Origin of the sequence: Peribacillus sp. YIM B13477 (assembly GCF_042787955.1) — a bacterium.
Taxonomy (GTDB): Bacteria; Bacillota; Bacilli; order Bacillales; family DSM-1321; genus Peribacillus; species Peribacillus frigoritolerans.
Map to the genome: position 1 here is coordinate 233,282 of NZ_JBHZPD010000004.1, position 24,412 is coordinate 257,693.

Genomic DNA, 24,412 nt, shown 5'->3' on the forward strand with positions numbered 1-24,412 from the left:
ATTGTCATTTTTTATTTTTTAAGATTCTAAGACTTTCCATATCCCCATTTACTATCACATCAATATGAGCTGAAATGATAGAGGTATCCAAATCCCACCATTTAATTTCCAGCAGTTCGTTAATGATTTCTTTTGAGAAGCGGGTTTTGAGTTTCTTTTCGGGATTCCCTCCAACGATGGTGTAAGGTTCCACATCTTTGGTAACAACCGATTTAGCGGCTACAATTGCACCATCCCCGATTTTTACTCCAGGCATGATGACAGTATCCATTCCTATCCAAACATCATTTCCAATAATGGTATCGCCTTTAAACGGCAACTGATCTAACGCTGGCGTATACTTCTCCCATCCGTGTCCGAAAATGTTGAAGGGGTAGGTTGAAAAACCATCCATTCTATGGTTGGCTCCATTCATAATAAACGTTACACCAGGTGCCATGGCGCAAAATTTCCCGATGACAAGCCGGTCACCGAAGAATTCGTAGTGATATAACACTTGATCTTCAAAAGACTCCCCATTTCTTGCATCGTAATATGAATATTCACCCGCAATAATGTTTGGTCTAGTGATTGTATTTTTAATGAATTGCACGATGTGATTTCCTTTAATCGGATATTTATCTTGAGGATTTGGCCCATGTTGCTTATTTGATTCCATGGATATCCACTGCCTTTCAGGGTTTTTATAATAAACTTAGCCGGCCGATCTTATTGCATTCCTCAGCGAACCAGATGGCACCATCAGGACCTGCTGCAATTCCATGCGGCTCCGCATTTTGTGTGGAAATTGGAAATTCCGTAATTTCTCCTTGCATGGTAATGCGCCCAATTTGATTACTTCCCCATTCAGTGAACCATAAAGCGCGGTCAGGACCCGTCACTATTGCGTGTGGGCGGGCATCTGAAGTGGGGATGGTATATTCGCTTATTGTTCCAGAAGTAGTGATGCGCCCGATTTTGTTTCCGTTAATTTCCGCAAACCAGAGTGCACCGTCCGGTCCGCTTGTAATCCCTACAGGACCAGCATGTTTTGTTGGCAAAGTGTAATTAGTCACTTCTCCAAGCATCGTAATGCGCCCAATTTGATTACTCTGATTCTCAGTAAACCAAATGGCACCGTCAGTTCCAGCAACAATGAAAGAGGGGTAACAGCCGGGACTCGGTAAATCATACTGAATCATTTCACCTGATGATAAAATTCGCCCTATCCTATTTCCATTCATCTCGGTAAACCAAATGTCTCCATTGTGTCCTTCCGTTATTCCAAAAGGTGCTGAGTTCGGACTTGGGAGAGTATATTCGATGATTTCACCTGTACCTGTCAGTTTCCCAATTTTATTCGCCCTATTTTCCGTAAACCATACATCCCCCTGAGTTGTGGAGATTATAGATAGCACACCGGCGTTGGGTGTAGGAACGATGAATGGAGTAACTTCACCGTTAACGGTCATTCGCCCAATTTGATTTGCTTTATGTTGTGTAAACCATAGCGCACCATCTTTTCCGGCAGTTATTCCATATGGGCCTGAATCTTTGTCAAGAAGTTCGTATTCGTCCATTTTTATCCCCACTATATGCCTCCTCCTTTTTGTATGAAATTCTTCTAGTCATTCGTTATAAATAATTGAAATCCTGCGAAAAAGTTTTTGCACATGGGGTGAAGTCTGTCCAAGGAGAGATTTTAATTCATAGATGAAAAGGTTATTTAAGATTCTATGTTTCTAATTGGTCTCATATTTGTAGCGGAACCCAATTACCTAACAATTTGGGTGAATTGTCTGATACAAAAGTTTTTTTTCCACATAGTTTATTAAAAAGTATGGTTACTCCAGCGGTGTTGATTAATCACGGGTATTTAATAAAGAACAATATTCAACATTAGAAAATTATGCTTGTATATGGATACAATCTGATATTAGAACATAATAAATCTGTCGTGACCTTGCCCATATTTTGGCGGAAAATACTTTTATATATATCACAGGAGGGGTTTTTATGGAGAAAGCAATAATTGTGCCTTGGGAAGAAGATGAACTCACTCATGAGTTTTTTGTTCCAGAATATATTGAAAAAATGGCACTGGAAGTTCTTGAACATTACGGTTTCTCCGTTCAGGACATTCAAGTTGTTACAACAAAACCAGATAAAGGCGGCTCTATATGGAAAATGGAAACAAGTTCAGGGCCAAAGAGTTTAAAACTTTTACACAGGAGACCTACAAGAAGCATGTTTAGCTTAGGAGCTCAAGAATATTTAGTTAATGTTAAGGAAGCAAGAGTACCGCCCATCGTGAAAACCAAAGATGGAAAGGATTATGTTGAGGCTGGAGGGAAGTTATGGTTCGTCGCTGAGTGGATCGAATCATTGGCACCTGTATCAAAAGATTTGGAAGGAGCCAAACATCTTTGTAATGCTCTCGGCGAATTCCACCTTTTAAGCAAAGGGTATGTTCCGCCTAAACAAGCTGAAGTTGCATCCCGGTTATATAAATGGCCAGCGACTTATGAAAAAGTCATCAATAAAATGGATTGGTTTCGAAACATTGCTAATGCATATGAAGAAATGCCTGCAAGCTCTTATTTGCTGAGTGTTTTAAATGAATTTGAAGAACAAGCAAAAAGAAGCTTAGAAAGATTAAATGAATCAAGCTATCTAGAGCTAGCGCAACAAGGTAATGAATATTGGGGATTAGTGCATCAAGATTATGGCTGGTCAAATGGTCAAATGGGCTCTAATGGAATGTGGATTATTGACCTTGACGGTGTTGCTTATGACCTTCCTATTCGCGATTTAAGAAAACTGATTACCGGCACCATGGCGGATTTATATAGATGGGATGCAACTTGGGTAAGGGAAATGATCAAGTCCTATCACGAAGCAAATCCAATTTCATCGCAACTATATGATCTCTTAATGATCGATTTATCTGCTCCAAATGAATTTTACAAGAATGTTAAAGAAGTAGTATATGAACCTGAATTATTTCTAACTGATCAAACAACAACGATGATTCAAACAATCGTTGATACCGATCAAACAAAATGGCCAGTGTTAGAAGAGATTAAAGATGATTGGAAGGGAATGGAACAAGCATGAAAATTTTAATGATTTGTACCGAAAAGCTTCCTGTTCCTCCGGTACTGGGCGGGGCCATTCAAACCTATATCTCAGGCATCCTGCCGCATTTAAGTAAAGCCCATGATATTACGGTTTTAGGTATTAATGATCCATCACTCCCTGATCAAGAGACGATTGATGGAAACCGTTATGTACGTGTACCTGGAAAAATATTCGAAGTATATCGAGAAGAGGTTGTCAGCTATCTTGAAGCAAATCATTTCGATCTAATTCATATCTTCAATCGGCCTCGGCTAGTCCTTCCTGTCCGAAAAGCAGCCCCTCATTCAAAAATTACCCTTAGCATGCATAATGATATGTTTAATCCAGAGAAAATCAATCCGGAGGAAGCAAAAGCAGCCATAGACGAAGTTACGAATATTGTAACGGTCAGTGATTATATAGGCAATGTCATAAAAAGTTTATATCCGCAAGCTTCATCAAAGATCCGCACCATCTATTCTGGTGTTGACACCAATCGATTCCTGCCCGGCAGTCACCCGAAAATGCAAAAAATTCGTAATGAATTACGTAAAGCGAACGGTCTTGAAAATAAAACGGTCATATTATTTGCAGGAAGACTTTCAAGTAATAAAGGTGTAGATAGGTTAATTCGGGCACTGCCTGAGCTTTCAAGTAAATTTAAGGATTTGGCTTTAGTTATTGTCGGAAGTAAATGGTTCAGCCAAAATGATGTTACCGATTATGTAGCTTATGTAAGAGCATTGGCAAAAAAGCTGCCTATCCCAGTTGTTTCAACAGGTTTTGTCGCACCTAGTGAAATACAAAATTGGTTTGCTGCTGCCGATTTATTCGTGTGTACATCAATATGGCAAGAACCGCTTGCGCGCGTCCATTATGAAGCGATGGCTTCAGGGCTTCCAATCGTAACAACTGCAAGAGGCGGAAATCCAGAGGTCATTCGTATAAGAGAGAATGGGCTTGTAGTAGAGAATCCAGAAGATCCTGGATGTTTTACAGAGAAGATTACAGAAATTCTATCAAACAGGTCACTAATGAAAAAAATGGGCGAACGAGGCAGAGAACTTGCCCTTAGCTTATATGAATGGGATCGAGTAGGATCTGAAATACTTGAAGTTTGGAAAAAATAACTGTATAACCAATCAAAAGCGGATGTGAATCGCGCTTACTAATATACTTGTCACTGGTGCTGAAGGGGTTACGGATGACATTCATTTGAACCATTCCTAAAGGGTACGAAAGATAAAATGATTGGCGATGATGCATTTGCAGGACCTACCTCCATTACCCCCTAATAAGCTAAGAAGGTTAAGCTTAAAGTTCTCCAGAACCACCCCGAATTTCAATTTTATTATGTAAAAAATTTGTCAATGACACCCCGCGGAACCAGACTTTGTAAAAAAAACAATTTAAGGGACCCCTTGAATGTAGACTCGAAAAAGGTCGGGAATTTCGGGAGTGAATCCAAATTTTTGAAGGGTTATATCGCTCTCTTTTCAAATGAAACAAGTTGAAGAGCCATAATTGAGTAAAAAAAAGCACCTTGCTTACCTATTAAATAGGCTGTTGCAAGGTGCTTGTATTATTTGTTTGAAAATTCCCTGAATAAGGTTATAATTAAAAGTGTTGGAGAACCTAGCCAACTAGACACCCTTAGAGAATTGCCTTGTCCGCTACTTTCTAAGGGTGGATATTAATATTCTGGCTCATGCTTGGTTGAATTTCGGGTATGGAATGATGGTGTGTAATGGATGGATTTGTTTTTCCATTCAGGATGGCATTTAACACAACCAGTGTTATTGTACCCATCACGACTCCGTTTCCACATATTAATTGGACTGTTTCCGGGAATTTATCGAATGCTTCCGGGACCCCCTTGACTGCCAGACCGACTCCTATTCCAAGTGCAATCGTCAATTGATTGGAAGGTTTGCTTAAATCCGCTTTGGCTATCATCCCCAAAGCTGCAGAAAGAAGCATGCCGAACATTGGTATCATGGCCCCGCCCAGAACGGGTAAAGGGATCATTGTCGTAAGACCGGCAACCTTAGGCACAAAAGCTAGAAAGATTAGGATACAACCTGCCGTGACTACTACCGAGCGCTGAGTTACCTTTGTCAGCAAGACCAAGCCAACATTTTGTGAGAAGGTAGAATGGTTGAAAGAGTTGAAGATACCGCTTATGAAGCTCCCTATTCCTTCTGCACGGAGGCCCTTTTCCACATCTTTTTCGGTTATTTCCTTCCCGCATACTTCCCCGAGTGTCAAAAAGACGCCTATACTTTCCACAGCTATGATTAAAGATATGATTGTCATGGTGATAATAGATGAAAGGTCGAAGGTAGGTACCCCAAAATAAAAAGGAGTCACCATTGTAAACCAGCTGGCCTCTATAAAGCCGGAGGTATCGACCATACCTAGAAAACCAGCCAATATAGTGCCCAGAATCATGGCGAAAAGAACTGAAACCGCTTTCAAGAAACCTTTGGTAAGTGTATTCAATAAAAGGAAACTTACTAGTGTAAAACAAGCTAGCATTAGATTCATAGGATCTCCAAAGGTGGGGGAACCGACTCCGCCCGCTGCATTTTTCATGGCAACTGGCATTAATGACACGCCTATGATTAATATGACGGACCCTGCAACAATTGGTGGGAAATAGGGTATCAATTTACCGATTACTCCTGATAAAATGGCAACAATTATTCCGGATACCATAACTGCGCCTAAAACCCCGGTTATACTATGGACCGATCCTATGGCTATTACTGGCTCGACCACGATAAAAGAAACAGCCATTAAAGCAGGTAATCTTATACCAAATCCTTTACCGCCAATAACTTGAAGCAAGGTGACTATCCCGCAGGCGAGTAAATCAAACGAGATCAGGTATATGATCTGTTCTTGTGTCAAGCCGATTGCAGGACCGACGATTAGTGGAACAGCTACCGCTCCTCCATACATTACACAAACATGCTGTAAACCTAACAATAACGTGTTTAGTTTGCTCAATTTTTCCATGTTTGCCCCCTTTTAATTAGTCACGACTTTCCAATTATATAATGTAACGAAATCGCCTCCTTGTGATTTTGTAAATACTTCCTTATGGATGGTTTTGCTGTTGCTTATTAAGAAACGCTATTTACAAAATCGGTGTATTTTTATATTATCACCGCCATAATGCTAAATCAAGACTATTTTTTGGAAAAATATGAATATTCATTCAAGTTCATTCTGTATATAATTAAGAAGAATAGGGGGAGAAATATGTATTTAACGATCGAAAAAGCTTTGCAACTTCCTGCCCTAAACCAAGTGGAAGTTATTGGAGGAAGTCAAGGGTTAACTCGGGTAATTAATTCAGTAAGTATAATGGATCATCCGGATATATCATGGATTAAACGAGGGGAACTCCTGCTGACAACCGGTTATGTGTTTAAGGATGACCTGAATGCTCAAATCAATCTTGTTAGGGAATTGTCGAAAAGAGGAAGTGCTGGATTAGCTATCAAGATTAAGCGGTTTCTTTCTACGATTCCTCCTGGAATGGTGGAAGAAGCGAACAAGTACAATTTCCCATTGCTGGAGATTCCTTATGAAATGCCTTTATCCGACTTATTATTCAGCTTTACATATGAACTTGTTAATAAGGAGAAAGTGAAAAACAATGGAAAAGGAAGTGTTGAAGTTTTTCATTCTCTTTTGAATGGGGAAAATAGGAGTTCATCATTTATCCCCCAATTACAGGAATTTGGCTTTAATCCCGATAGGCCATATATTCTGCTCTTAATAGACGGAACGAAAGAAGAAGGGGATTCATTCTTTCCAGTTGGCAGAATGTTGGAGAAATTAAGCCAAACGGAAAGGGAAGATTTCAAGTATTGGAATATCGACTTGGATGGTCAATTGATTATCCTGCAAGGAAAAGGGATGGTGACTGATGAACAACTGCTTATGCAGGCTCAAAGAATTGCCATCCTTTTAGAAGGTCTTATATCCAAAGATAATCCTGGCACTTCACTATCCATGGGGTTAAGCAAGGTGAAAAAAGAAATCTACAATATGAAAGAAGGGTTTATTGAAGCTAAAAAGGCCATTCAACTGGGCTCGAGGGTCAACCCGACTAATATCAATGATTACGCAAGCGTTGAAGTTGAAGATCTAATAAACCAAATCCCTAAGGATGCCATAACTCAATACGTGCAATCCATGATTCAGCCGATTATTGCATATGATAGGGAAAATGAGGGGGAGTTGTTAAAAACGCTGGAAACCTATCTATTTTCAAGAGGGAGAATAGAAGACGCGGCACGGGCTTTGTTTGTTCATCGAAATACTGTAAAGTTCCGTTTGTCTAGAATTGAAGACTTATTAGGAGTTGATTTAAAATCGAGGGATATTGCTTTTAAATTGCAGTTTAGTATAAAAGCTGCGAAGTTATTATTACATGACTAGGTAAAGGAAGCATGATTTGAAGGAATCGGGAATCAAGTGTTACTGCACATGAAAAACTGCCAGGGAATGAAGGATCCCTGGCAGTTTTATCATTTGTATGGGCCATTTTCTTATCGGTTATCCAGCAGACGCTTGGCATATAGGGCAAGTTTTAAAGTGAACAGATCATCATTGCTTAATTCAATTCCTAATAATTTTTTTATGCTTTTAATTCGAAAATGGATAGTGTTTCGGTGTACCCCCATTATTCTGGCCGTTTCAGCAGGTCGAAGATTGCAGTGCAAATATGCCTCCAAGGTTTTGATCAGATCAGACTGGGTTTCATCGTCATGGTCCTTAAGCGGTGCTAAATTACCTGTAACAATATCCATGAGCACATTTTTTGGAGCATACTGCAAAATTTTAAATGTTATTAATTCTTTGTAGCCGTAAATTTCCTTTCCTGGGTTCAATCGTTTTCCCAAATCAATAGATTGTAAAGCTTCCTGTAAGCTATTGGCCAGGTTATTAATACCTGTATGATAGTTACCGACTCCCAGTGTAAGTTCCATTGGCAGGTGTGTAGATAAAGTAGAGATAATTTGTTGGCTTATCTGGGTGACTTGTGAATAAAAGCGGGTGTTCCCTAGGGGGATGGTATCCAGATAAATGATAACTAGACTGCCCTTGATATTCCTTATGAGCTTATCGATTTTATATTGCTCGGTTAATGTTTCAATTGTCTTGATAAGCTGTTTATAAGTAATGGAATCATTCCTTTGATTCCATTGCAGCGTTAAAGGTAAAACCGTACATATGAAGCCCCCAGTAATTTGTTGGAAGCTGGATTTGTCCTCAGTCATTCCTAAAATCCCGTAACTTAAATTTTCGGCACCAACTCCGGAAATATCCTCCATGCTATAACTTTGCCCTTTTTGTTCATTCTGTCTCGTCACTATTTCACGAAGCAGGGGAGACATGATATCTGATAGCGAAAACTCAGGGGGGATTTTGAGAATAGGCAAATTGGCCATATTGGCAATGCTGATGGTGGTTTGCGGAATTTCTTCCAGTTTGATGAACAATCCTGAACAATTCATTTTTGCCAATTCGATTACGAATTGGTCTAATTGTTGCGGATTATCTTGAAATAAGTATCCGGTTGTTAGAATCAATTCATTTGGCTTTAACCAGGAAAGCACATCAGGAGCATCAAAGCTATTGATGGATTCTATTTCTCTATTAAGTCCCTGCATGCCAGCTGCCACTTGGCATTGTTTGATCTGTGGTAATTTTAATGCATCAGTCATCGTTAAATGCATGATAGGTCCCCTTCGCTGTGCCTTTTTTCTCTAATTTAACTAATTTTTTGAATATTGGCAACAGAATCTAAGCTATTAGGATGGCCTGTTCTTTAAACGGTGAGTGCGGTAAGCACAATGGGGTTGGAAAAATATTAGCTTTTTCAGCTAATGACCTATAAATGAACGCATGTATATAATTCAATTAAGTTAAGAATGTTTTGAATTATAAAAATAATTGGAAGAAGGGAGGGCCCGTATTGATATCTGACCTTAATAGCATTAATGAGTTGAACAAGGCGGAATTCATCCAAAAGTTAGGTTGGGTATATGAACATTCTCCATGGATAGCAGAGCGTTCATGGGAGTACAAGCCATTCATTTCCTTAGAGGTCCTAAAACAGAAAATGGAAATAGTTGTGCAAAATGCCTCATTATCGGAACAGCTCCAATTAATCAAGTCTCACCCGGACCTAGCAGCTCGTATTGATATGGCTGAAGCATCAGTTAAAGAACAATCCGCAGCCGGTTTGAATTCGCTTTCTCCGGATGAATATGAAGAATTTCATGCGTTAAATAATCAGTATAAAGAAAAGTTTGGATTTCCGTTCATATTTGCTGTCCGTGGCAGCGATAAAACGGTGATAAAGGCAGAGATGAAAAGAAGGATTGGTTTGGATCAGGCAAATGAACTTAAGGAAGCCATCAAGCAAATCCACTTAATTGCCAGCCACAGGTTATCTGATTTTATAAACTAGGAGGAGGAATAATATGACAGCTCAAAATGAAAACAGAACGATGTATTACGGTAAAGGGGATGTATTTGTATACAGGACTTTTGTGCAGCCTCTTACAGGTTTGAGGAAAATACCGGAATCAAGTTTCACAGAAAGAGATAATACTATTTTTGGATTCAATTGCCAGATTTCTCTAAAAGGGGAAGCTTTTTTATCTTCATTTACGGAAGGAGATAATAGCTTGGTGGTTGCAACGGATTCCATGAAAAACATCATTCATCGTCAGGCGGCCAATTATCAAGGAAATACGGCGGAAGGATTTTTAAAGTTCATATGTGAAGTTTTCCTTGATAAGTATAGCCACATAGATGCAGTGGAACTGACAGCAACTGAAGTTCCCTTCGATCATGTACTCGTTCCAAAAGGGAAAGGACATGAAAATAGTGATGTTGTCTATCGATGTTCCAGAAATGAAAGGGCTACCACTACAATCGAAGTCAAAAGGACACCTACCGGAAGCAAAATCGTTAAGCATTCAAGTGGAATAGTTGATGTCCATTTAATCAAGGTTAAAGGAAGCTCTTTTTATGGATTTATTCAAGATGAATACACCACACTGCCAGAAGCTCAGGATCGTCCACTATTTATCTACTTGGATTTCGATTGGGAATATAGCCGCTGGGAGGATGGCACTGGAGCGGATCCAGAAAAATATGTAGCAGCAGAACAAATTTGTGATATTGCAAACACAGTGTTCCATGAACTGAATAACCGTTCGATACAGCAGCTCATTTATCATATTGGCATTAGGATTCTGGAACGTTTCCCTCAGCTGGCGAATGTTCAATTTAAAACCAATAATCGTACCTGGGAAACCGTTGTGGAAACCATTCCGAATTCAGAAGGAAGTGTTTATCAAGAACCACGTCCTCCGTATGGCTTCCAAGGCTTTGTCGTTACACAAGAAGACGTTAAACAAAAAAAGGCAGCTGATTCAACTGTAGGGGCTTCCCGATAATGGACAGTAAGCTGACCACACATGTTTTGGACCTCTCTAAAGGCCTGCCGGCAAAAGGGATGAAGATAGAACTTTGGGCCATAGCAGAACAGGGGGACCATTCTTTCATAAAAGAGGTCTGTACAAACAAAGATGGGCGAGTGGATGATCCTCTTCTTCAAGGAGATGATCTCAAACCAGGTGAGTATGAGCTTGTCTTTTATGTCGGGGAATATTTCAATGATGGAGCGAATGATCCAAATACAAGGCCATTTTTAAATAAGGTCCCACTTCGTTTTGGAATAAGAAGTAATGAAGAACATTATCATGTTCCTCTGCTTGTTGCTCCGGGAGGATATAGCACCTACCGAGGAAGCTAGTAAATCACTAAGAGAGTTGGAGGGTTCAATTTGGCACATGAGCGTACTGGTGCAGTGACTTTAGGCGGGAATCCAGTGACCTTGATTGGTCCTGAACTAAGAGTAGGGGATAAGGCCCCTGACTTCGAACTATTAACAAATGACCGCCGTAAAGCACATTTAACTGACTATAAAAATAAGACATGCATCATCACGACTGTTCCTTCGCTTGATACTGGTGTATGTGATTTACAAACAAGGCTCTTAAATGAAGAAGCAAGCAAAATGGGTGATGATGTAGCGGTGTTGGCTATCAGCGCAGACCTTCCCTTTGCTCAAGCAAGATGGTGTAAAGAAAGTAATGTCGAAGCTATAACCATTCTCTCCGATCACTTTGATTTGTCTTTTGGTACTGCGTATGGAACGTATATGAAAGAACAACGATTGGAATGCAGGGCAGTATTTGTAATAAATCAAGAAGGAACCATTAAGTATGTGGAATATGTACCGGAAGTCACAGATCACGCAGATTATGAATCCGCATTGCAGGTAGCGAAGGAAGTGATAAATAAAGCTGGTGCAGCTAAATAAACATTTTCCCTCACGAAGGGTAGTAAAAGTACATTCCATTATCCTAAGGCCGTCCGATTTTCAAAAGCTGGACGGTCTTTTGTTGATACTGAGTTAAATTAGTAGTTTTCCAGTGACTTATCCAGACCTCTTTCTAATGTCAAAATATTTTTCTAAAATTAAACATTAATTCCTTTTATTTGAAGGGTGATCATGCTATAATGAAAGTCCAATAGCTTAATATAATATGGAAGCGCTTCCTTATTCGAGGAAGTGCCTTTTTATGTTTTCACTTACTAATTAACATAACAACGCTAGAATCACCTGAAATCCGTCACCTCACCTCCTTCCACTTCAATTTCTTGATGTATAAACAGCCCCTGCAATGATATTTTCTACATCAGCGAATGGCAAAATCTATCGAGGGACAATTTCCTTTTTAAAACAACTCTTCTGCTCATATCCATTCCCACTTAAGAATGATCAGTGATTCAATAAAAGTTAAAAAGCCCTTGCCTTCTTTTATTTCTTGTTGAAGGTGAGAGCCTTTCATTGTTCCCATATCAATTTACCAATGTAAGCATCTATAGTACATGTATCATAATACTCTACAAAAATCCCTTCAGAACATAATCTGAAGGGATTTTCATGTTCATATAACCTAGGTTATTAGAAGTTGAGGATTATAAACTAATATCCCCATCAATGGATGAATATAATAATCGTGAATTTTAGCATGTGGAAAATTTCTTTTTTGAAAGGGGATTTTTCATGAGTTCGGAAAAACGAAGAAGATTGTGTCAGGAATATGCAAGAATTTTAGGCGGAGACGGAATGATTACTCCAGAAGGAGTGTGCTTGGTGCAAAAGTTTCGTAATATTAGATTCACAATACTTGATCGCAGAACGCAATCTCCACTAGTCAATCCGCAATTTTTTACGTTTGAAAATGTTGATAGTAGGGGGAATGCGTTAAATTTAGGGGAAACAGTTCTTTTACAAGAAGAAGTTAACCCGTTATTAACTGAACTTAGAAAAAGGGACATTTTAGTTACTTCTATTCATAATCACTGGTTATTTGAAGAACCTCGGGCAATGTATATGCACTTTGAATCGATTGAACCACCGCTAGATTTTGCTAAAAAAGTTAGAGATGCATTTAGAGTATTAAAAGTGTAGTCAGACTATAAGAGGCATGCCTTACATCAGTGAGATTATCAATCCCACTGATGTTTTCTTTTTTGTATATCATGTCTTTTATTTTTCCTCGGAGCAGGCCGCATGGCATCTTGTGTAGTTTCTAAGTTACCGGATAAGGAATATCAAAAGTACATATTAGAACATCATTACTAGCATGTCTGAGCCTTTTTAGCTTAATTTGAAGAATTTCCAAATTTTCAAAGGTATTCAATTTATTATGTCCTGAAATAATAAGAAAAAATGCAGGAGAGGCCAAATGGAAAACAATAAATTATATCAAGTAATTATCGCTATTTTTATATTTGTCTTAATGGTCGATCAGTCGGTCTATGCAATGGAATGGGAAGATGAAGAAGGACCCATAAGCTTTAAAATTGAGATGTTACCTTGGGAGATTGTAAATAACATTATTCCTGATAAAACAAATTTCACCATAATCGATATTGAAACTGGTTTATCATTTAAGGTACAACGAAGGGCGGGCAGCCATCATGCCGATGTACAGCCATTAACCAAAGAAGATACTCAAATCATGAAGAAAATTTATAATAATAAATGGAGTTGGAATAGAAGAGCCATCATTGTATTAATCAATAATCAAATGATTGCTGCATCCATGCACGGAATGCCACATGGTGCTGGTGCTCTTCCAAATGGTTTTTCAGGTCATTTTTGTGTTCATTTCTCTGGAAGTATTACGCATCGTTTGAAAAACGAAGATCTTTCTCATAAATTAATGATATTGAAAGCCGCTGGTAAGCTTGATGATTATATACAAACCGTAAATCCTTATGAACTTATACGTATTTTCACCATTGCCATTAATCAAGGAAATCAGGAATTATTAGCAATGACCTTATCAAATCCAAGTCACCTTACCCGTGTCAATAAACTTGTTAAAGATATTACATATTTTGGAGTAGTTGACCCTTTAAGACAACCGCCTGAACAGCTAAATGGTCTATTTCTCGTGGATGTACCCGTTCAAGTAGCTATACATAAGAAGAAAGATGGCAAAGAAAAAAAGGTTATGCATTTTATGATCCGTAAGGAGAGTTTGCCTGATCGTTGGTTTATTGATCAAGATGCAATTTATGAAGATTTGAGGTGAAAATTGTTAATGTTCAAGGAAACCAACCCAGGAGGTGCATTCAATGAGATTAACATGGATTGCCGGACTTTTGCTATTCGTTCAACCAGTGAATATTACAGAAAGCTTATTGGTAACCCACCAAGGACAAACGATTGCAAGTGTCAACCATGCTGATATTACGATGCCCTACCTGGATGTTCCTATGTTGGACGTGGATAAATACAATCAATTCGTCGAAAAAATAGACCGGCAAGTTTACCAAAAACCTGTAAATGCCACAATGGACAGACAAGGTAATATTCTACCTGGGCGGGTAGGTTACAAGCTATACCATCAAGCCTTTAAAGAACAATTTCATTCTTTTTTGTACAATAGTAGATCATACAAACTAGAAGTACCTTTGCTTGCTATTCATCCAAAGGTTGACAGCGAAATACTTGCGGAAATTCGTGAAAAAAAGATAGGTGAATATAGAACCTATTTTAATGTGAACAATAAAAATCGTTCAAATAATATCACACTTGCTACAGAAGCCATTAATAATTATGTCGTGTTTCCAGGAGAGGTCTTTTCTTTTAACCAAGTTGTTGGCAAGAGGTCAGTGGAAAAAGGATATTTGCTCGCTCGGGTTATCGTTAAAGGAGAGTTTTCTGAAGGGATTGGCGGAGGGATTTGCCAGGTTTCATCCACCTTGTTTAATGCTATCGACAATGCAGGGTTGCAAACGGTTCAACGCTATTCCCATACAAGGAGCGTTGCGTATGTTCCATCTGGCCGCGATGCTACAGTAAGCTGGTATGGGCCTGATTTTAGTTTTAAAAACAAGTACAATCAACCGATCCTGATCCGGGCCACAATCAAAGGAGGAATGGTGAGTATCATGGTTTACTCTTCAGATATGATTAATTATAAAATACGAAAGATTCCCGATGCTTCAAAGCAGATATCCAAAGAACAAATTATTCGTTCGTAAAAGTATAGGTATACGAATGGGGGCACCTTTGGCAAATTTGGTGTATATATAGAAGAAACTCGTAAAAACGGCCTTTGCTCATTAGAGCAAAGGCTTGTTTAGAGATAGGGGAGGAAACAGCTTTTTCTTTTTCGGGATAGATTACTTGAACAAGCCATTCATATTGCATCAAATAATAATGCCGAATGGATTATAACACCCGAACTATGTGTCAGCGGACTTCAATTCAATCATAAGGTTGGGACTGGGTGGATTAACAAGCAACCTGATGATTGGATGAATAATTTGGGCCGTAAACTAAAGAATTTGAAAAGCACTGTATTTTTGGGCTGCCCTGAAAAAGGCAGTGATGGAGAGTTGTATAATTCTGTGTTTGTCATAGATAAAAAAGGTCATTTAATAGGTAAACAGAGAAAAATCAGTGTTATTGATGATTGGTCAGCTTCAGGGGAAGTATTGGAGCCAATAAAAACAGACAATGTTGAGGTTGGTATTATGATTTGTGCAGACGCATATAACAAAGATATTGCTTGCACCTTATCTGAAAAAGGAGCAGAAATATTACTTGCACCGTCTTCTTGGGGTCCGGGATTACATGGTCCGGAGGGAGAATGGGAACAAAGGTCACTAGAAACAGGGCTGCCCGTAATAGTCTGTAATCGTACTGGCGAAGACGAAACGGTCCGTTTTTGGGATGCAGAAAGCATGATCATAAAAAATGGTGTACCCCTCCTGGCTCATAAATCAAAACAATCAGCCATACTTACCTTTGAATGGGATTTACAAAGCATGGATTTACTATCCACTCATTTCGAGATCAATTACATATAATGAGAACTAAACCAACTCTTGTTGGGTGTGCTAGTGAAGAAACGGAGCTGTCATTAAGGCAGCTTTTTCTTATTGCTAGAGGAAGGTTAGTCAACAATGCCGTTTGAACTTTGTTCAACAATTGGGACATTTTCTTGAAAAAGAGAAGGGTTTATTAGTAAGTAAATCGAAGTTAATCAAAGGAATAAACGTTCAACCACTTTTGATAAATATTCACCTGCACTGACATACTGTTGTCAGCATAGACGTTTACAATAGCTATCGGAACAGCAACTAGGAAATCCCCCGGTGACCTTAAAAATTGAAGTATAGTTACTTACTCAACATTGAGGAGGAAATCGATTATGAGCGAAACAAAGACATTAAGAGGACTCACCACCGTCAGTTTTTGGGCGGACGATCTAGTGGCGGCAAAGAAGTGGTACGCAGAGCTGCTGGGTACCGACCCATACTTCGAACGCCCGGGATATGCCGAGTTTCGCCTCGGGGACTACCAGCACGAGCTGGGCCTAATCGATAGCCGCTACGCACCCGGTGGTTCGTCGACCGGAGCGGCCGGGGGTGCCGTCGTGTACTGGCACGTCGACGATGTGACAGCTACTTTCGGGAAGTTGCTGTCCATGGGAGCGAAAGAACACGAGGCACCCACAGTTCGCGGTCAGGGGTTCATTACTGCATCCGTGGTTGATCCCTTTGGGAATATCCTAGGCATTATGTACAATCAGCACTATTTGGAGGTTCTGGATTCAAACAGAAAAGCGTGATCCGCACTGCCGGCATTCAAAGCATGTCCAGCTTGCACTACTCGCATCACTAGTTTGTTTATACAATTTATAGAATCGTTTACTGATCGGAGCTGTCATTTAAGGCAGCTTTTTCTTATGGAACGATACATGAGGAGATAACAAATGGATGATGGTACATCGCCACACGGTAACTCCATCGAAAAAAGCCTATCTCTTGTGAGGGTTTTTGATTTGTAAGAGGGAGATAAAGCTAAACAAATGAAAATCCACTTTCAATAATCCTTGAAAAAATCAAATTATTCACTTTTAGTTTGTAGGCAGCATTCCTCCGTTGAAGAATGCGGCCTTTTCAATAAATATTTAATTGCAAGCAAATAACAACAATTCTAATCGGGTTTAATACCCTCGGTTCCGATCTACCATTCCACTTAATGGTTGTTCACTTGAAAATCGACTTAAATTTTCTATGAAAAAGCTGCTCACTTCGTTAATCGTACTTGGTCCTGACAGGTGAGAAGTGACAAACACATTCGGCATGGACCAGAAGGCATGTTCTTTTGGCAGCGGTTCTGTCTCAAATACATCGAGGACTGCTCCCTGTAGATGTCCTGCTCGCATGACAGATAGTAAATCCCCTTCATCTATCAATGCTCCGCGGCCAACGTTGATAAGGTAAGCGTTGGGTTTCATAGCTAAAAGAAGTTCCTGGTTAATGATATGATAAGTGGAATCCGTTAAAGGAAGGGTCAGGACCAAATAATCCAGATCTCTTACAAATTCACCCCATTGATCTGGAGTAAAGTGGAGATCCACGAGTGTTGCTTGTTTTCCACTAAAGCTTAACCCATGCACATTCATATCAAATGCCCGGGCTTTACGTACAAGTTCAGCGCCAATCGATCCAAGTCCAGCCACCCCGATTGTTTTCCCCTTTAGAGTTTCAGAAATGAAAGGATCCCATCTCCGCTCCAATTGCGATTGTCTCATCCGAGGACCGTCTTTCACGATGTCCAAGAGAAACGAAAACACATATTCAGAGATGTAAGCACCAAATTGGTCAATAATTCGAGTTATTGTAATGTTTTGAGGTATTGATTTGTCTGCAATCAAATCATTGACCCCGGCTCCCATTGATTGAAACCAGCGAACAGATGAGGCAACTGGTTTACATAGTAATTGCGTCGGGAAATTCCATCCCAAAATAACTTCAGTGCCGGGTAAATATTTTTCTGCTTCCTCCAAAGTTTTCGCTGTCTTTACCGATATAAACCCACTATTCCGAATATGATCAGCATAAGCATCGACCTCTGTCTGAATAGGACTAAATACAAGAATGTTTGGTTTGTGTGTACCCCCCATTGGCTCTCTCCTTATTGATTCTTTATATATAGTATAAATTCTTCCACCTGAGTCGTACATGGATAAAAAAACAGTGCATTTCTTTCGAGTATGCACTGCTTTTTAAAATTTCTCCAGAATCATTAGTTTTATTTATTTAATAAAATGGCTTCTGCGTTACTAGGCTGTAGAACTATTTGCAGTGCTCTTTCTTCTTCATCGTTTAACGGGACCAATGGTAAGCGGACGCCTCCAACATGTAACCCCCGCATATTTAATGCTGATTTTACTGGTCCCGGGCTTGGTGCGGCAAATAATGCTTTCATGATTGGAAGAAGGGTACGATGTGCAGCGGCAGCGCCAAGGACATCACCATTTTTAAAGCTATTGATCATTTCTTGCATTTCATTACCAATTATGTGTGAAGAAACCGAAACGACGCCTGTTCCACCGATGGCTAAAACCGGTAATGTCAACCCATCATCGCCGCTGTACAAAGTAAAATCACTAGTTGTTTTGCTTATGATTTGTACCATGGCATCCAAGTCACCGCTTGCTTCTTTTACTGCCACGATATTGTTGATTTTTGAGAGGCTGACAATCGTCTCCACTGACATGTTTACAACACTTCGTCCTGGAATATTATAAAGCATTACCGGTAATGATGTTGAATGGGCTATAGCGCTAAAGTGCTGAAATAATCCTTCTTGAGACGGCTTGTTATAGTATGGGGTAACGAGCATGATTCCGTCGACTCCTGCTGCCTCCGCTTGCCTTGTCAAGCTGATGGAAGCCCTCGTGTTATTTGAGCCAGTTCCAGCTATGACTGGAACTCTTCCATCAACAACTTCTACAACAAATTTGAATAAATCCACTTTCTCTTCTTGAGTTAATGTAGGGGACTCTCCAGTTGTACCGGCTATTACCAATCCATCAGAACCATTAGCAATTAAATAGTTTACTAAAGTTCTCGTAGCATTAAAATCAACCTCTTCATTATGATTGAACGGGGTAACCATTGCGGTTAAAACTTGGCCAAAATTCATAACTTCACACCCTTTAGTATAATTTTTAAAAATATTCAGAGGTGGTTAGGGCCATTCAGGAGTAAACGCAAAAAAGCAACAACGAGGATTCGCTGCTGCATTAGAAACAATATTTACCAAAAAATGTTTCCGCGCATAAGATAGCCCTCCATATAGTTTCCTATATGACAGTCCTGTATTTATTCAATAGCAGAACCAGCTTCAAGAACATGAGATTCTTTCCGCTTCGGCAAATTCCCCTTTCCACAATAGTCATAGGATCTCATTCTCCTCAAAATGTGTACTAATGGTCTTTGCTCCTCTATCCTCACTTCAAAAAATTTGAAGTAAGAAAATATTTAATTGATTGTAATATAACAGGGAATCCATTCTGTTGCAAGCCTAATTATGAAGTTTTTTAAGAATGCTAGAAATCTATGGGAATGGTTAGAGTATTAGGGTGGATTCATCTTTATTCGTTATAAGCTGAACAAATATTCAATGGACGAGGGAGTAGTAGAAAATACAACCCCCCTTTTATGATTCCTTTTCATTTATCCGATTAAAACTCAAATTACAGTTGGCCGCTAATTTTAATCGGTAATTTAACTAAGTATTCGTGCGTATAAAATCCTACCATTCGTTAATAATATCCATATCTTACAATCAAAGGAGTGGAGTCTGTTGAAAAGATATTCATTCTTTAAAAAGCAAGAAAATCATAAATCTACAGACTTCACTGATGTACTCGAACATCTGCAAAAGTCCAAGGACTTCACAAGCTTTACACTCAATTTTGAAAATGAAATATACTGTGTATCTTTTTTCGATACATTAATTGATAAAGATATAATGCATAGAGACCTCCTTCCTTTTTTACATACAAATTCTTCAACTCTGGAGGAGCTTGTACATAACTTGCCGATAGAGGGGCTTGTTTTTACAAAAAATCCTGCTGAACTACAAAGTCAGCTGTTAATGGGTTATATAGCCATAACATTAAATAAATCTGATCAGGCAGTTTTAGTTAAAGCAGTAAATAACACTTCGAGGCAAGTTACACTGCCAGAGGTAGAGTTCAGTGTTGTCGGTCCGAAAGAGGCACTGGTCGAATCACTTGATACGAATTTATATTTAATCCGAAAACGGCTTCCAATTGCAGAACTTGCTGTTGAAGAAATTATTGTTGGGAAGTTATCCAAAACAAGAGTAGCTGTGATTCATATAGAAGGAATTGCAAATAAGGAGAATGTAGAAACCGTCATACAGCGCATATCTGATTTAAGGGTCAACCAAATAATTGATAGCTCCTATATTTCACAAATGATTGAAGATAATAAAAATTCTCCTTTTCCTCAATTTATCGATACGGAACGACCTGATCGATTGGCTGCGGTACTAGGAGAAGGCAAAGTAGTGATCTTGGTGGATGGAGCTCCACATGGCTTACTTGGGCCCTCCACATTCTTTGAATACTTTGCGGCATTCGAAGATTATTTTCTCAACTGGACGATTGCCTCATTCTTTAGGCTTATTCGTTTTTTTTGCTGTATTGTTTTCCATCCTAATGACCCCCATATATGTCGCAGTTCTCACTTATCATTATGAGTTGATCCCAAAGGATTTAGTCAGTACGCTTGTGATTTCTCGTAGCGGTATTCCATTTCCACCGATTTTAGAAGCATTAATCTTGGAATTAGCCATCGAACTTCTCAGGGAGGCAGGAGCTAGACTGCCGACTAAAGTAGGTCAAACAATAGGTATCGTAGGTGGTATTGTAATTGGGACGGCATCTGTTGAAGCAGGGCTGACGAGTAACGTATTATTAATTCTTGTTGCATTGTCGGCTCTTGGTTCTTTTACTACACCTGTTTATCAAATGGGTAATACCATTCGCTTAATTCGATTTCCTCTCCTACTCATGGCTTATTTTTTAGGATTATTGGGTATAGCTATCAGTTTTTGTTTTTTGCTTGTGCATTTACTGAGGATAACTTCCTTAGGGAGGCCATTTCTTGAACCGTTATATCCGCCAAGGATTTATGATATGCGGGATGCCTTGATTCGTTTACCATTTTTTCTTCAGGCTAAACGTCCAATTGAGGTTCAGACGGAAGACACCGTTCGGTTAGAACCCAAGGAGGAATCTAAAGAGTAAGTGAGAGTGGAGGTTTCTTACATGAACGATAAAAGTGATCAAATCTCGCCATTTCTAGTCTTTTTTTTAATCGTTAAAATTCAAGTGGGTGTAGGGGTCCTGGGATTTCAAAGGATAATTATTCAATCTGCTGGCCATGATGCTTGGATGGCGGTCATTATAAGTGGTGTAGTCTTTTCATTGAGTATTTGGGGTATGTACAAGCTATTAAATCGGCACGATATGGACTTAATAGGCATACAGAAACGACTTTTTGGAAAGTGGCTTGGCGGTTTACTAAATATCATTTGGATACTGTATTGGCTGATGGTGGGTATTTCTGTTTTAAGATCCTATCTTGAAATCGTTCAATCATGGGTATTCCCCCAAATTAACACATGGTTGGTGACCTCCATATTTGCTTTATTAATTTATTATGTGGTTTTAGGTGGGTTTAGAGTGGTCGCCGGTTTTTGTTTTTTAGGGATCAGTATCCCTTCTTATTTAATTCTAACTTTTTATTTCCCACTGGAATTCACACATTTTCGCAACCTATTGCCCATATGGGATCATTCTCTTAAAGACATGGCCCTTGCATCTAAGCAAATGTCATATAGCTATTTAGGCGTTTCCACTTTAATGATGTATTATCCATTAGTTAAGCATCGTAAAAGTTCACAAAAGTGGGCGCAACTAGGAAATCTTACTTCTGTTTTCCTTTATTTATGCCTAACGATCCTGACAATAGGGTATTACAGTGAAGGACAAATCAGTAGATATATTTGGGCAACTTTGTCCTTTTGGGGAATTGTACAAATGCCTTTTGTTGAACGGTTTGAGTACATAGGAATCGCTACATGGGTCTTAGTTTTAGTACCTAGTGTATGTCTCTATATGTGGGTTTCTGCAAGAGGGATTTCACAATACTTTAAAATGAAGCAGAAAACAATTTATGCTCTATTATTAATTTTATTGGTTGTGATGACAAATCTAATTAAAGGCAGGGAAATGATTAATCAATTTGTGGATTACACTTCAAATTTAGGATTGATTTTGGAAATTCCTTATGTCTTATTTCTGGTTTGTTTATCTACTGTCATGTCAAATAAAAAGGAAGATAAAAAATGAGAATTTTATTCGCGAAATTGGCCCTGATACTTCTTTTAATTAGTGTTCTCTCAGGCTGCATGGGGGTGGAAAGCAAAGTTCTCGATGAAATAAATTTGGCAACAGCCATCGGATATGATTATGTCGATAAGACTCATTTCGAAGCTATCGCTGTAACACCTCTTTATTATCCTGATAAAACCATTAAAAATATTACCTTTAGTTCGAAATCATCACTTAGTAAAGACGTGCGAGATGAGATGAATCAGCAATCTGAAAGACCCATCTTTAGTGGGAAATTAGAGGTGGTCTTATACGAAAAAAGGCTTGCGAAACAAGGGATATTCTATCTAATTGATACATTAATCAGAGACCCTTCAATTGGAACTACTTTAAAACTCGGCATTGTCGAAGGAAGTTCAAAGGGTGTGTTAAGCCCGCAGTTTGGCAACATAGACAAAGGAATTTATTTATCTAATACAATTGAACAAAATATAAAAATGGGTATGTTGCCTAGAACTAACCTCCATCTTTTTTTGTATGCTCATTACTCTGAAGGAATGGACCCATTCTTACCTATCGTAAAAGCATTGGATGGGAAAGTTTATGTTAAAGGAAATGCCATGTTTAATAGTAAAGGGGAATACGTGTATCAGACTAAGAGCCGTGAAAATGTTATTTTCAAAATGCTATATGAAAATACAACAAGCAAGGAAGGGTTCTCTACAAAAATTGAAGGGAGAGAATTTGCTTCCGTCAACAATATAAAAACAAAAAGGTCTTATAAGATTTCAAAGCCGATGTCAGATACTCCTATAACGATCGATCTCGAGATAAAGGCACTATTGCGAGAATATACCGGTGATGAAGTAACTCCTAAAATGATTAAAATTATAGAAGATAAAATGTCCAAAGATGTGAAGGAACGCTCGGAAAAATTAGTGCGGAATTTTCAAAAACTACATGTTGACCCTTTAGGGATTGGCGAACAAGTACGCACGAGGACTAGAAGCTGGGATAAGAAAAAATGGGATGAAATTTATACTTCTATCCCGATAAATGTGAATGCTAAAGTTAAAATTTTAGAATCGGGCGTTGTGGAATAGGAGTAAACGGAGTTGCGGTTTATTAGGGAAAATAAAGCGACAGGAGTTCTTCTTGATAGGGAGTTGGTTTTTAAAATATCAGCATCATTTACAGGATGCTTTTTTTTGTGCTGAAAATTATTTTATGAATTTCCATCTGCAGTCTATGTATCTAATTATTCTAAAAATCCCTTGAACCACCACTAGATTTTGCTGAAAAAGTAAGACGCAATTAGAGTATTAAAAGTGTAGTCAATGGCAGCCTCCATTTTACGAACCAAATGGTTCGGTGGCACCAGTTGATCTAAAGTAATCATTTCAAGTTGATCTCGCTGAATAGAGTCATGTTTAGAAAGCATCCTCATCACCTCAAGTTTTAATACTTCTATTTTAAAACAAAAATGACTTTAGGCAAAAGTGTTCTATAGACAAAGTTGATTGGAGCGGGTGTAAGAGACTCCTGCTTAGAAAAGCGCGTCTAGGGGAGACCCCGCAGGCTAAAGCCGAGGGGGCCGACCGCCCGCGGAAAGAGAGTGCCCTACGTTCCAATCAACGTCCAAATTGTACAAGCCATAAAAATAGACAAACTCGATTTTCATCGAGTTTGTCTACAGTCTGAGACAATCAATTAATTGCCTTTTTTTACCCTGCTTGGAATGGAGAAGAATATGAAGGAGTCATTCAGAACTTCCTGACCCCTATTTCCCTTAGGGGAGTTTTTGATTTTTTCCCAATCCTCTATAAAGTCTTAAGCATTAAACATCGGTTGCGTTGTAACGGGGCAAATCGTTTTAACGGAACAAATAGATGAAAGGCTAATAGTGAAATTACCCATTGCTCTGTCAGTAACTACTACTTGTCCGGTAACAGCATCAAAACTGCGTAACTCTACAAATATAGGTTTAAATGGTTCAGCGGTTGTAGTGAATCCAATGATTGAACCTATGGTAGAATTTCTTAAAAACTCACTTATTTGTTGTCGGGTCTGACATGCTTGTCCGATTGGCGAAAATCTTTTTTGTTTATGCCCTTTGTCCTTTGCTTTATCACAGCAGGATGACTTATCACAGCAGGATGATTTATCATGGCTGGATGACTTATCACAGCAGGATGATTTATCATGGCTGGATGAACTATGACCGCAGAATGGATTATGACGGCATAAAAAATCATTACTTAAATTCATAAATATCACTCCTTTTTCTACTATATATATGAGATAAAACAAAACATGCTTGTACAAATTTACTAAAATCCCTGCCTTTATCGTATCCGTCCATGAATATTTCTAAGTAATGTTTCGTAAGTCGTAAAGAGTTAAGAATGTCCTTAAAAACGGGTGCATAAGCTGAAGGTCGGAACTGACTTTAAGACAGTTTA

General features: G+C 38.9%; 20 protein-coding genes, 2 pseudogenes and 1 riboswitch. Of the genes and pseudogenes, 15 read left to right on the top strand and 7 right to left on the bottom strand.

Annotation, left to right across the window (positions count from 1 at the left end):
• Positions 1 to 4 precede the first annotated feature (4 nt).
• Positions 5 to 658, bottom strand: coding sequence for a Vat family streptogramin A O-acetyltransferase (locus ACFX4H_RS15060; protein ID WP_241637478.1), 654 nt, complete (start codon positions 656 to 658; stop codon positions 5 to 7).
• A gap of 25 nt (positions 659 to 683) precedes the next feature.
• Positions 684 to 1,571: a Vgb family protein gene (locus ACFX4H_RS15065; protein ID WP_283866543.1), complete on the bottom strand. Its 888-nt coding sequence runs from the start codon at positions 1,569 to 1,571 to the stop codon at positions 684 to 686.
• A gap of 424 nt (positions 1,572 to 1,995) precedes the next feature.
• On the opposite strand from ACFX4H_RS15065, the gene ACFX4H_RS15070 reads away from it, so the two are divergent.
• Together ACFX4H_RS15070 and ACFX4H_RS15075 are read left to right on the top strand one after the other, a co-directional pair.
• Positions 1,996 to 3,096: a CotS family spore coat protein gene (locus tag ACFX4H_RS15070; RefSeq protein WP_063589985.1), complete on the top strand. Its 1,101-nt coding sequence runs from the start codon at positions 1,996 to 1,998 to the stop codon at positions 3,094 to 3,096.
• Positions 3,093 to 4,226: pseudogene (locus ACFX4H_RS15075) on the top strand (glycosyltransferase family 4 protein); the annotation flags it as partial. The gene ACFX4H_RS15070 and the pseudogene ACFX4H_RS15075, both read left to right, overlap by 4 nt.
• Before the next feature lie 553 nt (positions 4,227 to 4,779).
• Here ACFX4H_RS15075 and ACFX4H_RS15080 read toward each other — a convergent pair.
• Entirely contained in the window at positions 4,780 to 6,120 is a 1,341-nt protein-coding gene (locus ACFX4H_RS15080) for a nucleobase:cation symporter-2 family protein (RefSeq protein WP_034304640.1), read from the bottom strand.
• Positions 6,121 to 6,366: 246 nt separating this feature from the next.
• On the opposite strand from ACFX4H_RS15080, the gene ACFX4H_RS15085 reads away from it, so the two are divergent.
• Positions 6,367 to 7,554: a PucR family transcriptional regulator gene (locus ACFX4H_RS15085; RefSeq protein ID WP_377435735.1), complete on the top strand. Its 1,188-nt coding sequence runs from the start codon at positions 6,367 to 6,369 to the stop codon at positions 7,552 to 7,554.
• A 110-nt stretch (positions 7,555 to 7,664) separates the two neighbouring features.
• Here ACFX4H_RS15085 and ACFX4H_RS15090 read toward each other — a convergent pair whose 3' ends face one another.
• Positions 7,665 to 8,855: a PucR family transcriptional regulator gene (locus ACFX4H_RS15090; RefSeq protein ID WP_377435736.1), complete on the bottom strand. Its 1,191-nt coding sequence runs from the start codon at positions 8,853 to 8,855 to the stop codon at positions 7,665 to 7,667.
• A gap of 239 nt (positions 8,856 to 9,094) precedes the next feature.
• Between ACFX4H_RS15090 and uraD the strand changes: the two genes are divergently transcribed.
• The 9 genes from uraD to ACFX4H_RS15135 all read left to right on the top strand — a co-directional run bounded on the left by uraD (position 9,095) and on the right by ACFX4H_RS15135 (position 16,358).
• Positions 9,095 to 9,592 carry a 2-oxo-4-hydroxy-4-carboxy-5-ureidoimidazoline decarboxylase gene (gene uraD, locus ACFX4H_RS15095; RefSeq protein ID WP_377435737.1) on the top strand — a complete coding sequence of 166 codons (498 nt, stop codon included), beginning with the start codon at positions 9,095 to 9,097 and terminating at the stop codon, positions 9,590 to 9,592.
• Positions 9,593 to 9,605: 13 nt separating this feature from the next.
• Positions 9,606 to 10,589: a factor-independent urate hydroxylase gene (gene pucL / locus ACFX4H_RS15100; RefSeq protein WP_034304631.1), complete on the top strand. Its 984-nt coding sequence runs from the start codon at positions 9,606 to 9,608 to the stop codon at positions 10,587 to 10,589.
• Positions 10,589 to 10,948, top strand: coding sequence for a hydroxyisourate hydrolase (gene uraH / locus ACFX4H_RS15105; RefSeq protein WP_095395474.1), 360 nt, complete (start codon positions 10,589 to 10,591; stop codon positions 10,946 to 10,948). The genes pucL and uraH overlap by 1 nt, the downstream gene beginning before the upstream one ends.
• A gap of 30 nt (positions 10,949 to 10,978) precedes the next feature.
• Positions 10,979 to 11,518, top strand: a complete 540-nt coding sequence (tpx, locus tag ACFX4H_RS15110) for a thiol peroxidase (protein ID WP_095395476.1) — start codon at positions 10,979 to 10,981, stop codon at positions 11,516 to 11,518.
• 750 nt (positions 11,519 to 12,268) lie between these two features.
• Entirely contained in the window at positions 12,269 to 12,676 is a 408-nt protein-coding gene (locus tag ACFX4H_RS15115) for a DUF1259 domain-containing protein (protein WP_034304624.1), read from the top strand.
• A gap of 277 nt (positions 12,677 to 12,953) precedes the next feature.
• The gene (locus ACFX4H_RS15120; protein WP_034304621.1) at positions 12,954 to 13,808 is read left to right on the top strand and encodes a hypothetical protein; all 855 of its coding nucleotides are present in this window, start codon (positions 12,954 to 12,956) and stop codon (positions 13,806 to 13,808) included.
• Positions 13,809 to 13,851: 43 nt separating this feature from the next.
• The gene (locus ACFX4H_RS15125) at positions 13,852 to 14,763 is read left to right on the top strand and encodes a VanW family protein (protein ID WP_241637484.1); all 912 of its coding nucleotides are present in this window, start codon (positions 13,852 to 13,854) and stop codon (positions 14,761 to 14,763) included.
• Positions 14,764 to 14,919: 156 nt separating this feature from the next.
• A complete protein-coding gene (locus ACFX4H_RS15130; RefSeq protein ID WP_377435816.1) occupies positions 14,920 to 15,594 on the top strand; it encodes a carbon-nitrogen hydrolase family protein in 675 nt (224 codons plus the stop codon).
• 344 nt (positions 15,595 to 15,938) lie between these two features.
• A complete protein-coding gene (locus tag ACFX4H_RS15135; protein ID WP_034304617.1) occupies positions 15,939 to 16,358 on the top strand; it encodes a VOC family protein in 420 nt (139 codons plus the stop codon).
• A 378-nt stretch (positions 16,359 to 16,736) separates the two neighbouring features.
• Here the strand turns inward: ACFX4H_RS15135 and ACFX4H_RS15140 are convergent, their stop codons facing one another.
• Together ACFX4H_RS15140 and dapA are read right to left on the bottom strand one after the other, a co-directional pair.
• Complete coding sequence (locus ACFX4H_RS15140) at positions 16,737 to 17,699, bottom strand: D-2-hydroxyacid dehydrogenase (protein WP_377435738.1); 963 nt, start codon at positions 17,697 to 17,699, stop codon at positions 16,737 to 16,739.
• 128 nt (positions 17,700 to 17,827) lie between these two features.
• Positions 17,828 to 18,724 carry a 4-hydroxy-tetrahydrodipicolinate synthase gene (gene dapA, locus ACFX4H_RS15145; RefSeq protein WP_377435739.1) on the bottom strand — a complete coding sequence of 299 codons (897 nt, stop codon included), beginning with the start codon at positions 18,722 to 18,724 and terminating at the stop codon, positions 17,828 to 17,830.
• Between the two features lie 133 nt (positions 18,725 to 18,857).
• A riboswitch (Lysine riboswitch) is annotated at positions 18,858 to 19,036 on the bottom strand.
• 348 nt (positions 19,037 to 19,384) lie between these two features.
• Here dapA and ACFX4H_RS15150 point away from each other — a divergent pair.
• The 3 genes and pseudogenes from ACFX4H_RS15150 (at position 19,385) to ACFX4H_RS15160 (ending at position 23,053) form a co-directional block, all read left to right on the top strand.
• Positions 19,385 to 20,861: pseudogene (locus tag ACFX4H_RS15150) on the top strand (spore germination protein).
• 21 nt (positions 20,862 to 20,882) lie between these two features.
• Entirely contained in the window at positions 20,883 to 21,968 is a 1,086-nt protein-coding gene (locus ACFX4H_RS15155; protein WP_377435740.1) for a GerAB/ArcD/ProY family transporter, read from the top strand.
• Positions 21,965 to 23,053, top strand: a complete 1,089-nt coding sequence (locus tag ACFX4H_RS15160; protein WP_377435741.1) for a Ger(x)C family spore germination protein — start codon at positions 21,965 to 21,967, stop codon at positions 23,051 to 23,053. The genes ACFX4H_RS15155 and ACFX4H_RS15160 overlap by 4 nt, the downstream gene beginning before the upstream one ends.
• A gap of 727 nt (positions 23,054 to 23,780) precedes the next feature.
• Here the strand turns inward: ACFX4H_RS15160 and ACFX4H_RS15165 are convergent.
• Complete coding sequence (locus ACFX4H_RS15165) at positions 23,781 to 24,218, bottom strand: hypothetical protein (protein ID WP_283866533.1); 438 nt, start codon at positions 24,216 to 24,218, stop codon at positions 23,781 to 23,783.
• Between the last annotated feature and the right edge of the window lie 194 nt (positions 24,219 to 24,412).

Bases quoted from the DNA above. Each gene is read 5' to 3' on its own strand.
- ACFX4H_RS15120 (WP_034304621.1), top strand. From the start codon at position 12,954: ATGGAAAACAATAAATTATATCAAGTAATTATCGCTATTTTTATATTT.
- ACFX4H_RS15085 (WP_377435735.1), top strand. From the start codon at position 6,367: ATGTATTTAACGATCGAAAAAGCTTTGCAACTTCCTGCCCTAAACCAA.
- ACFX4H_RS15115 (WP_034304624.1), top strand. From the start codon at position 12,269: ATGAGTTCGGAAAAACGAAGAAGATTGTGTCAGGAATATGCAAGAATT.
- dapA (WP_377435739.1), bottom strand. From the start codon at position 18,724: ATGAATTTTGGCCAAGTTTTAACCGCAATGGTTACCCCGTTCAATCAT.
- ACFX4H_RS15165 (WP_283866533.1), bottom strand. From the start codon at position 24,218: ATGAATTTAAGTAATGATTTTTTATGCCGTCATAATCCATTCTGCGGT.
- ACFX4H_RS15135 (WP_034304617.1), top strand. From the start codon at position 15,939: ATGAGCGAAACAAAGACATTAAGAGGACTCACCACCGTCAGTTTTTGG.
- ACFX4H_RS15070 (WP_063589985.1), top strand. From the start codon at position 1,996: ATGGAGAAAGCAATAATTGTGCCTTGGGAAGAAGATGAACTCACTCAT.
- ACFX4H_RS15080 (WP_034304640.1), bottom strand. From the start codon at position 6,120: ATGGAAAAATTGAGCAAACTAAACACGTTATTGTTAGGTTTACAGCAT.
- ACFX4H_RS15140 (WP_377435738.1), bottom strand. From the start codon at position 17,699: ATGGGGGGTACACACAAACCAAACATTCTTGTATTTAGTCCTATTCAG.
- ACFX4H_RS15060 (WP_241637478.1), bottom strand. From the start codon at position 658: ATGGAATCAAATAAGCAACATGGGCCAAATCCTCAAGATAAATATCCG.
- uraH (WP_095395474.1), top strand. From the start codon at position 10,589: ATGGACAGTAAGCTGACCACACATGTTTTGGACCTCTCTAAAGGCCTG.
- ACFX4H_RS15090 (WP_377435736.1), bottom strand. From the start codon at position 8,855: ATGCATTTAACGATGACTGATGCATTAAAATTACCACAGATCAAACAA.
- ACFX4H_RS15160 (WP_377435741.1), top strand. From the start codon at position 21,965: ATGAGAATTTTATTCGCGAAATTGGCCCTGATACTTCTTTTAATTAGT.
- ACFX4H_RS15125 (WP_241637484.1), top strand. From the start codon at position 13,852: ATGAGATTAACATGGATTGCCGGACTTTTGCTATTCGTTCAACCAGTG.
- pucL (WP_034304631.1), top strand. From the start codon at position 9,606: ATGACAGCTCAAAATGAAAACAGAACGATGTATTACGGTAAAGGGGAT.
- ACFX4H_RS15155 (WP_377435740.1), top strand. From the start codon at position 20,883: ATGAACGATAAAAGTGATCAAATCTCGCCATTTCTAGTCTTTTTTTTA.